The organism is Streptococcus sp. STC1396 (assembly GCF_058933875.1).
Genome location: NZ_JBZYCU010000023.1, coordinates 24,197 through 34,186, shown reverse-complemented (window position 1 = coordinate 34,186; position 9,990 = coordinate 24,197). Strand labels below are relative to the sequence as shown.

Here is a 9,990-nt window from a genome sequence, read left to right as displayed (position 1 = left end):
GACGAGGTTTGATCGACATAAAATGAAATTCTGGAAAGGAAAGAGCCATGACACATGAAAATGTCATTGAAATGCGAGAAATTACCAAAATTTTCGGTGAATTTGTAGCCAATGATAAAATCAATTTGCAACTCCGAAAGGGTGAGATTCACGCCCTTTTAGGAGAAAATGGTGCCGGGAAGTCAACCTTGATGAATATGTTGGCCGGCCTGCTTGAGCCGACTAGTGGTGAGATTGTAGTCAATGGAAAGCCAGTTAAGCTGGACTCCCCGTCAAAGGCAGCCTCACTTGGTATCGGAATGGTGCATCAGCACTTTATGCTTGTGGAAGCCTTCACTGTTGCTGAAAATATCATTCTCGGAAGTGAGCTTACAAAAAATGGTATCTTAGACTTGAAACGCGCTACGCAAGAAATTAATCGTTTGTCTAAGAAATATGGTTTGTCGGTCGATCCTTCTGCCAAGATTGAGGATATTTCTGTTGGAGCCCAACAACGTGTTGAAATTTTGAAGACCCTTTACCGTGGGGCAGATATTCTGATCTTTGACGAACCGACAGCCGTTTTGACGCCAGCTGAGATTGATGAATTGATGAAAATCATGAAGAACTTGGTCAAAGAAGGAAAATCCATCATTCTTATTACCCATAAGTTGGATGAAATTCGTGCAGTTTCTGACCGAGTGACTGTTATTCGTCGAGGAAAATCCATTGAAACAGTTGAAATCGCTGGTGCTACTAACCAAGATTTGGCTGAAATGATGGTAGGACGTTCCGTTTCCTTTAAGACTGAGAAAGAGCCTTCTAATCCACAAGAAACGGTCCTTTCAATCAAGAATCTTGTTGTTGAAGAAAATCGTGGTGTTCCAGCTGTTAAAGGACTTTCTCTGGATGTTCGTGCAGGTGAAATCGTTGGGATTGCAGGAATTGACGGAAATGGTCAGACCGAGTTGATTCAGGCTATTACAGGGCTCAGAAAAACAAGTTCGGGTGATATCTTAATCAAGAACCAGTCTGTCGTCGGTAAGAGACCACGGCAGATTACCGAAATGAAGGTTAGCCACGTACCTGAAGACCGCCATCGTGATGGTTTGGTGTTGGCTATGTCTATTTCTGAAAATATTGCTCTACAGACCTATTACAAGGAACCGCTCAGTAAAAACGGCATCTTGAACTACAATAATATTTACTCTTATGCGCGTAAGCTGATGAAAGAGTTTGACGTGCGGGCGGCTAGCGAATATGTACCTGCTTCAGCCCTTTCAGGAGGGAACCAACAGAAGGCTATCATCGCTCGGGAAGTAGACCGTGATCCAGATTTACTGATTGTCAGCCAGCCAACTCGTGGACTTGATGTCGGAGCAATTGAGTACATCCATAAACGCTTGATTGAAGAACGCAGTCGAGGTAAGGCTGTCCTTGTTGTTAGCTTTGAGTTAGATGAAATCCTTAATGTTTCTGACAGAATTGCGGTTATCCACGATGGTAAGATTCAAGGGATTGTGACTCCTGAGGAGACCAATAAGCAAGAGCTTGGTATTCTCATGGCCGGCGGTAAGATCCAGAAGGGAGATTCAAATGTCTAAGAAAACACAGCAGATCGCGGTTCCCTTAATCTCTGTTATTCTAGGGATTTTATTGGGAGCGATTGTCATGGCTATCTTTGGCTATGATGCTATCTGGGGATATGAATCCCTCTTTAAAACAGCTTTTGGCTCTTTAAGAAGTTTAGGTGAGATTTCTCGTGCGATGGGACCTCTGATTCTCATTGGTTTGGGCTTTGCCGTAGCTAGTCGTGCTGGATTCTTCAACGTCGGACTTCCAGGACAAGCCTTGGCCGGATGGATTATGGCTGGTTGGTTTGCCCTTTCCTTCCCTGATTTGCCTCGTCCGCTGATGTTATTGGCAACTGTAGTCATTGCAGCAGTGTCTGGCGGTATTGTGGGAGCTATTCCAGGGATTCTTCGTGCTTATTTGGGAACGAGTGAAGTTATTGTAACGATTATGATGAACTATATCGTTCTCTTCGTCGGAAATGCTTTTATCCATAGTTTTCCAAAATCTGTGATGCAGAGTGTTGACTCTAGTAAACGTGTCGGTGCTAATGCCATTTATCAGACAGAGTGGCTAAGAAGTCTGACTGCTAATTCTCGGATGAACATCGGTATTTTCTTTGCCTTGATTGCAGTCGTGCTGATTTGGTATATGCTTAAGAAAACAACGCTTGGTTTTGAAATCCGTGCTGTAGGTCTTAACCCAAATGCATCTGAGTATGCAGGGATGTCTTCTAAACGGACCATTATCTTGTCCATGATTATTTCTGGCGCTCTTGCAGGACTTGGAGGAGTCGTAGAAGGATTGGGTACTTATCAGAACGTCTTTGTACAAGGTGGTTCTCTGAGTGTCGGATTCAATGGTATGGCGGTAAGTCTTTTGGCGACCAACTCTCCAATTGGTATCCTTTTTGCAGCCTTCCTCTTTGCGGTTTTGAGTGTCGGTGCGCCAGGTATGAACGTGGCTCAGATTCCGACAGAATTGGTCAATATTGTAACAGCTTCTATCATCTTCTTTGTCAGCGCCCATTACCTGATTGAGCGTTTGACTGGTAAGACAATCTTTGAATTGTTTAAAAATAATAAGCAAGAAGCTGACAAAGTGAAGGGAGGAAACTAGGATGAGTATTGTAACGATATTAGGTTTATTGGTATCGTCTATGCTGATTTATGCGGCTCCCTTGATTTTTACAAGTATCGGTGGAGCTTATTCAGAGCATGCTGGAGTCGTCAACGTCGGCTTGGAAGGTATCATGGTAATGGGAGCATTTACAGGTGTTCTCTTTAACCTGACTTTCGAAAGTAGCTTTGGTAGCTTAACTCCGTGGCTTTCTTTGTTTGCTGCTGGTTTGGTCGGAGTGCTCTTCTCTCTTATCCATGCTGTAGCAACCATTAACTTCCGCGCAGACCACGTTGTCAGTGGTACGGTTCTAAATTTGCTAGCACCAGCCTTGGCAGTCTTTCTTGTAAAAGCTATCTATAACAAGGGACAAACAGACAATATTCAGCGTTCATTTGGTAAATTTGATTTTCCTATTTTGTCTGATATTCCAGTCATAGGAGAAATTTTCTTCAAACACACAAGTTTGATGGGATATTTGGCCGTTGCCTTCTCTTTCTTCGCTTGGTTTATCATGTTTAAGACAAAATTTGGACTTCGTCTTCGCTCAGTAGGAGAGCATCCGCAGGCAGCAGATACACTTGGAATCAATGTTTACCTCATGCGCTATTGCGGTGTCATGATTTCTGGTTTGCTCGGCGGTATTGGTGGAGCTATTTATGCTCAGTCTATCTCTGTTAACTTTGCTGTAACAACCATTGTAGGACCAGGCTTTATCGCCTTGGCAGCCATGATTTTTGGTAAGTGGAGTCCTATCGGTGCTATGTTGGCTAGTCTCTTCTTTGGAGCTTCCCAAAGTTTGGCGGTTATCGGAAATCAGTTGCCTCTCCTTTCAAAGGTACCGACAGTTTATCTGCAGATTGCGCCTTATGTTTTGACAATTGTTGTCCTGGCAGCCTTCTTTGGTAAAGCTGTTGCTCCGAAAGCAGATGGTATCAACTATATCAAGTCTAAGTAATCATCAAAAGAGAAATCTGTCGCTTGGATGAGGCATGACGAAAAGATTACCAAGTTTCAATGTGAATGATGATGAAATAAACTTATTAATTAGCCCAAAATAATGTTTTTGGGGACAAATACCTATTAAAATCCATTATTCTCATGTTAAGAATAATGGATTTTTTTATCCATTCGTTAAAGTGGATTTCCAGAACAAATGCATGAGAGTTTCTTCTGGATAAATTTGTGAATCCCTATTTGTTACATCAAACAGTTTTATATATTTCATAAATCATGATCAAATGATATTTTTCGCTACAGACCAATCTTTTCCTAAAGATCTAACTTTTTTAAGGCAGCTAAGCTAAACTGATTCAACGTATTCAAATATCAGACAGAAGTCTTCTATGCTCCCCCAGTGTTCAGCTCCTGTTATACAGACGGAGAAAATCAAAGAAAAATCTCTGCTAACTTGTGTTTGATTTTTTAACTATCCCTTAGACTTTTATCAGTCTGCAAAATTAATGGTATTAACCATGAATTAAGAGACATCATTTTCAAAGCTGAGACTGTTATCTGAAAACTATCTTTTCATCGTGTGGATGTATCAAGAATTTGTTTATTTGAATGAACTTGTGATATAATTAAAAGATATGTAAAGAAGGTTTTAACAATGAATATTCAACAATTGCGTTATGTGGTGGCCATTGCCAACAGTGGAACCTTTCGCGAAGCAGCAGAAAAGATGTATGTCAGTCAACCCAGCCTATCTATCGCAGTGCGAGATTTGGAAAAGGAGCTGGGATTTAAGATTTTCCGCCGAACTAGTAGCGGGACCTTTCTGACTCGGCGTGGCATGGAATTTTACGAGAGAGCTCAGGAATTGGTCAAAGGCTTCGATGTTTTCCAAAATCAATATGCCAATCCCGAAGAGGAAAAGGATGAATTTTCCATTGCCAGTCAACACTATGACTTTTTGCCGCCTTTGATTACGGAGTTTTCTCAGAACTATCCTGACTACAAGAATTTTCGGATTTTCGAGTCTACGACCGTACAGATCTTGGACGAGGTAGCCCAAGGCCACAGCGAGATTGGGATTATTTATCTTAACAATCACAATAGCAAGGGCATCATGCAGCGGATAGAAAAGCTAGGCTTGGAGGTCATTGAGCTGATTCCTTTCCAGACCCACATTTACTTGCGGGAAGATCATCCTTTGACTCAAAAAGAGGAGCTGGTCATGGAAGACTTGGCAGATTTGCCGACGGTTCGCTTCACTCAGGAAAAAGATGAATATCTCTACTATTCGGAGAACTTTGTTGATACCAGCGACAGTTCACAGATGTTTAATGTGACGGATCGGGCTACGCTAAATGGGATTTTGGAGCGAACGGATGCTTATGCAACAGGTTCCGGTTTCTTGGACAGCGATAGTGTAAATGGGATCACTGTCATTAAACTGAAAGATGATCTAGACAATCGCATGGTCTATGTCAAGCGAGAAGAAGTGGAGCTAAGCCCAGTCGGTGAGGCTTTTGTAGCTGTTATGAAAGATTATTTTGCACAGAAAAGAGAAGTATGAAACGAAAGATTGCCATTCCTTTTTTAGTTATTCTCTTGATTGTCCTTGATCAGGCGGTCAAGTATTATATCGTCTCCAATTTTTCCTTAGGCCAGGTCAGGAAGTTTATTCCTAAACTTGTCAGTTTGACCTACCTGCAAAATACCGGTGCCGCCTTTTCTATAATGGAAAATCAGCAGTGGTTTTTCGCCTTGATCACTTGTATCGTGATTGGAGCGGCTATTTGGTATTTGATTAAGAATATTCAAGCGTCCAAGTGGATGCTGTCTGGGCTGATCCTGATTATAGCTGGTGGAGTAGGAAACTTTATTGATCGGATTCAACAGGGATTTGTAGTGGATATGTTCCAGTTGGATTTTGTCAATTTTGCTATTTTTAACGTAGCGGATATGTACCTGACTGTTGGAGTAGCGATTTTATTACTGGTAATTTTGAAGGAAGAAAAAGATGGAATTTAAAATTGATGCAGCAACTGCTGGTCTACGGTTGGATAAGGCGGTGGCAGATTTCACTGAGTTATCACGTAGTTTGGCCAATGAGCAGATTAAAAATGGCCAGATTTTGGTCAATGGACAAGCCAAAAAAGCCAAGTATGCTGTCAAAGAAGGTGATGTCATCAGCTATGAAGTGCCAGAGCTAGAAGAGGTAGAGTATGTAGCAGAGGCTCTTCCGCTAGAAATCGTCTATCAGGATGAGGATGTAGCCGTCGTCAACAAGCCACAAGGCATGGTGGTTCACCCGTCAGCTGGGCATACCAGTGGTACTCTGGTCAATGCTCTCATGTACCACATCAAGGACCTTTCTGGCATCAATGGTGTGCTGCGTCCGGGGATTGTTCATCGCATTGATAAGGATACTTCTGGACTTTTAATGATTGCCAAGAATGACCAAGCGCATCTAGCACTTGCAGACGAGCTCAAGGATAAGAAATCCCTCCGTAAATACTGGGCTATTGTGCATGGAAATCTGCCTAATGATCGCGGAGTGATTGAGGCGCCGATTGGCCGTAGTGAAAAAGACCGCAAGAAACAGGCGGTTACAGCCAAGGGGAAACCCGCTCTGACACGTTTCCAAGTCTTGGAACGTTTTGGGGACTATACCTTGGTTGAACTCCAGCTGGAGACGGGGCGGACGCATCAAATCCGTGTTCATATGGCTTATATCGGCCATCCAGTCGCTGGAGATGAGGTTTATGGACCTCGTAAGACCCTGAAAGGCCATGGTCAATTTTTGCACGCGCGAACACTGGGCTTCACCCATCCGCGGACTGGCGAAGTGCTGGAATTTACAGCTGAAGTGCCAGCTATTTTTCAAGAAACTTTAGCAAAGCTGAGGCGGCAGATTTGCTGAATTAGCAGAGGCACTCTTTTCAAATAATTTAGTAATGATATAGATCACAAGGGCTCGAAAGAGCCGTTTTTTATCTTCTGTATTTTTAATCTATTTCGTGGTATAATAATACAATCTAACAGGGAAGGAAGAGGCAATGAAAGCAAAGCGAATTGTATTTAAGGTGGGTACGTCGTCATTAACAAACGAAGATGGCAGTCTGTCACGCGCCAAGGTAAAGGAAATCACTCGGCAACTGGCTCTCTTGCACGAGGCAGGGCATGAGTTAATCTTGGTCTCATCAGGAGCTATTGCAGCAGGCTTTTCTTCTCTAGGCTTTAAAAAGCGGCCGACTAAGGTGGCTGATAAACAGGCTTCAGCAGCGGTTGGACAAGGTTTACTCTTGGAGGAGTATACAACCAATCTCCTTTTGAAGCAAATCATTTCTGCACAGATTCTTCTGACACAGGATGATTTTGCAGACAAGCGGCGTTACAAGAACGCCCATCAGGCCTTGTCTGTCTTGCTGAATCGTGGAGCCATTCCCATCATCAACGAAAATGATACGGTGGCTATCGAGGAGCTCAAGGTCGGGGATAATGATACACTGAGTGCACAGGTGGCAGCCATGGTTCAGGCAGACCTTTTGGTGCTCTTGACAGATGTCGATGGACTTTATACAGCTAACCCTAGCACGAATCCAGATGCCCGTAGGATTGACAAGATTGAGAATATTACCTCTGAGCTGATTGATATGGCGGGTGGTGCAGGAACGAGCAATGGAACTGGTGGCATGCTGACAAAGATTAAGGCTGCAACGATGGCGACCATGTCTGGAGTTCCAGTCTATATCTGCTCCTCGCTCAAGACGGATGCTCTGCTGGAAGCTGCGGAGGAAACCAAGGATGGTAGTCTCTTTTTGGCACAGGAAAAGGGGCTAAAAACGCAGAAGCAATGGCTGGCTTTCTACGCTAAAAGTCAAGGGGAAATCTATGTAGACCAAGGAGCAGCTGATGCTCTCAGAAATAAGGGAAAAAGTTTGTTGGTATCTGGTCTTGTCTTAGTATCGGGTAGCTTTGCCTATCAGGATACGGTGACAGTTTATGAAGAAGGCAGCAGAGCTATTCTTGGTAAAGGGCGCGTGCGTTTTGGCAAGTCAGCTCTTAAAGATATGCTCAAGTCAAATAAACCTAAAGGTGTCGTCATTCATCGGGATGACTGGATCTCTCTGACGCCGGAGTTGGCTGAGCTGTTCTCAGAATTTTAGAAGACAAAGCTGAACACGATCTAAAGAAAATGTTTAGTGAAAGAAAGCTTCGCTTTCTTTATTCGCAATTTTCAACAGTTCCTTGAACTATTGAAACAGCCTTTGTATTTTATGAAAGGAGTCATTATGACCTCAACACAAGCGATTTTTGAAAAGGTTCAGAAGGTTAAGAAGACGGTAAACACAGCCACAACTGCTGAGAAAAACCATGCTTTGGAAGAAATGGCAAAGCAGCTCTGGCTTTCTCGTGCAGACATTTTAGCAGCCAATGCAGCAGATATGACCGCAGCTAAAGGTAGGATTTCAGATGTGATGCTGGACCGCCTCTATCTGAATGAGGATCGCATTGCTGCCATGGCAGAAGGTATTCGTCAGCTGATTGGCTTGGAAGATCCTGTAGGCCAAGTCTTGGAAACAACCCAGCTTGAGAATGGGCTTATCATCAGCAAAAAGCGAGTTGCCATGGGGGTGATTGGTATTATCTATGAAAGCCGGCCCAATGTAACCTCTGACGCTGCGGCTTTAGCGCTAAAGAGTGGTAGCGCAGTCGTCCTCAGAAGCGGTAAGGATGCCTATCAGACTGCACTAGCTATTGTCACAGCTTTGAAAAAAGGTTTGACTCAGACCAAGATTTCGCCGGATTGTATCCAGTTGGTTTCTGATACTAGTCGGGCTTCAGCTCAGGATATGATGAAAGCCAAGGGCTATCTGGATTTGCTCATTCCTCGTGGTGGTGCGGGACTGATTCAGGCGGTCGTGGAGAATGCGACTGTGCCGGTTATTGAGACAGGTACTGGAATTGTCCATGTCTATGTAGATAAGGATGCTGATCAAGATAAGGCTTTGGCGATTATTGAGAATGCCAAGACCAGTCGCCCTTCTGTCTGCAATGCCATGGAGGTACTACTGGTTCACGAAGAGATTGCAGCTGACTTTTTGCCACGTTTGCAGAAGATGCTGGTGACAGATCGTGAGGCTGCGCAAGAAAACCCTGTTGAATTACGTTTGGATGAGAATGCAGGTCATTATATCTCGGGCTCGCAAGCTAGACCAGAAGATTTTGACACCGAATTCTTGGACTATATCTTAGCGGTCAAGTTGGTTTCCTCGCTGGAAGAAGCGGTGGAGCATATTGAAGCTCACAGCACCCATCACTCGGATGCCATTGTGACGGAGAATGATTCAGCGGCAGCTTACTTCACAGAGCAGGTGGATAGCGCAGCAGTTTATGTCAATGCCTCAACCCGCTTTACAGACGGCGGTCAATTTGGTCTTGGTTGCGAAATGGGGATTTCCACTCAGAAATTGCACGCCAGAGGTCCTATGGGACTGAAAGAATTGACCAGCTATAAATACGTCATCCAAGGGACTGGTCAAGTGAGGAAATAAAGATGAAAATTGGATTTATCGGTCTGGGAAATATGGGCGGCAGTCTCGCTCGCCTAGTTGCCCAAGATGGAAGATTTAGAAGCGAATTACTCCTGGCTAATCGCAGTCGTGACAAGGCTGAAAAGATTGCTGCGGAAGTTGGTGGCCAGCCGGTCAGTAATGCAGAAGTTTTTTCTCAGGCAGAGGTGATTTTTCTAGGTATCAAACCAGCTCAATTTGCTGACTTGCTGGCTAAGTATCAGGAAATTCTAGAAAAACGGAATTCTCTTCTGCTGGTTTCGATGGCTGCAGGTCTGCCTTTGGAAATATTGGAAAGATTAACACCTAGCCACCATCGTTGGATTCGGATAATGCCTAATACTCCAGTAGTCGTAGGTGAGGGCGTTATTAGCTTTGCCTTATCCCAGCAGGCGAATCAAGCGGATGAAGACTTGTTGTGGGAACTTCTGTCTTCGGCTGGTCTTTTGGTCAAACTAGAGGAAAGGCAGTTGGATGCGGCGACAGCTCTTGCTGGCTGTGGACCAGCTTTCGTCTATCTCTTTATAGAGGCTTTAGCGGATGCAGGTGTCCGAGCAGGACTCAGTCGCGATATATCCCTGCAGCTAGCCAATCAGACCCTCTTGGGTGCTGCTAAGCTAAGTCAGGTCAGTGGGCAACATCCTGCTCTGCTCAAAGATCAGGTCTGCAGTCCGGCCGGTTCGACCATCGCTGGGGTAGCCAGTCTGGAAGAAAATGCCTTTCGAGGAACGGTCATGGAAGCCGTTCAAGCTGCCTATAAGAGGACGCAGGAGTTGGGGAAGAAATGATTTAAATC

9 protein-coding genes are annotated in these 9,990 nt (G+C 44.2%); all 9 read left to right on the top strand.

Annotation, left to right across the window (positions count from 1 at the left end; translation table 11 throughout):
* Window positions 1-47 precede the first annotated feature (47 nt).
* Window positions 48-1,583 (top strand): ABC transporter ATP-binding protein, encoded by a 1,536-nt coding sequence (locus tag AC5FEC_RS08415; protein WP_217472779.1) that lies wholly within the window; start codon window positions 48-50, stop codon window positions 1,581-1,583.
* Window positions 1,576-2,670: an ABC transporter permease gene (locus tag AC5FEC_RS08410; RefSeq protein ID WP_037617136.1), complete on the top strand. Its 1,095-nt coding sequence runs from the start codon at window positions 1,576-1,578 to the stop codon at window positions 2,668-2,670. Before AC5FEC_RS08415 ends, AC5FEC_RS08410 begins: the two co-directional genes overlap by 8 nt.
* A gap of 1 nt (window position 2,671) precedes the next feature.
* Window positions 2,672-3,628 carry an ABC transporter permease gene (locus AC5FEC_RS08405; protein WP_217472780.1) on the top strand — a complete coding sequence of 319 codons (957 nt, stop codon included), beginning with the start codon at window positions 2,672-2,674 and terminating at the stop codon, window positions 3,626-3,628.
* A gap of 654 nt (window positions 3,629-4,282) precedes the next feature.
* Window positions 4,283-5,191 (top strand): LysR family transcriptional regulator, encoded by a 909-nt coding sequence (locus AC5FEC_RS08400; protein ID WP_304948081.1) that lies wholly within the window; start codon window positions 4,283-4,285, stop codon window positions 5,189-5,191.
* Window positions 5,188-5,649: a signal peptidase II gene (gene lspA, locus AC5FEC_RS08395; protein ID WP_217472782.1), complete on the top strand. Its 462-nt coding sequence runs from the start codon at window positions 5,188-5,190 to the stop codon at window positions 5,647-5,649. Before AC5FEC_RS08400 ends, lspA begins: the two co-directional genes overlap by 4 nt.
* Window positions 5,639-6,541: an RluA family pseudouridine synthase gene (locus tag AC5FEC_RS08390; protein WP_304948080.1), complete on the top strand. Its 903-nt coding sequence runs from the start codon at window positions 5,639-5,641 to the stop codon at window positions 6,539-6,541. Before lspA ends, AC5FEC_RS08390 begins: the two co-directional genes overlap by 11 nt.
* 136 nt (window positions 6,542-6,677) lie before the next feature.
* Window positions 6,678-7,787 carry a glutamate 5-kinase gene (gene proB / locus AC5FEC_RS08385; RefSeq protein ID WP_493661896.1) on the top strand — a complete coding sequence of 370 codons (1,110 nt, stop codon included), beginning with the start codon at window positions 6,678-6,680 and terminating at the stop codon, window positions 7,785-7,787.
* 126 nt (window positions 7,788-7,913) lie between these two features.
* Complete coding sequence (locus tag AC5FEC_RS08380; RefSeq protein ID WP_493661895.1) at window positions 7,914-9,176, top strand: glutamate-5-semialdehyde dehydrogenase; 1,263 nt, start codon at window positions 7,914-7,916, stop codon at window positions 9,174-9,176.
* A gap of 2 nt (window positions 9,177-9,178) precedes the next feature.
* Window positions 9,179-9,982 carry a pyrroline-5-carboxylate reductase gene (gene proC, locus AC5FEC_RS08375; RefSeq protein WP_304948077.1) on the top strand — a complete coding sequence of 268 codons (804 nt, stop codon included), beginning with the start codon at window positions 9,179-9,181 and terminating at the stop codon, window positions 9,980-9,982.
* The last annotated feature ends 8 nt before the right edge of the window (window positions 9,983-9,990 follow it).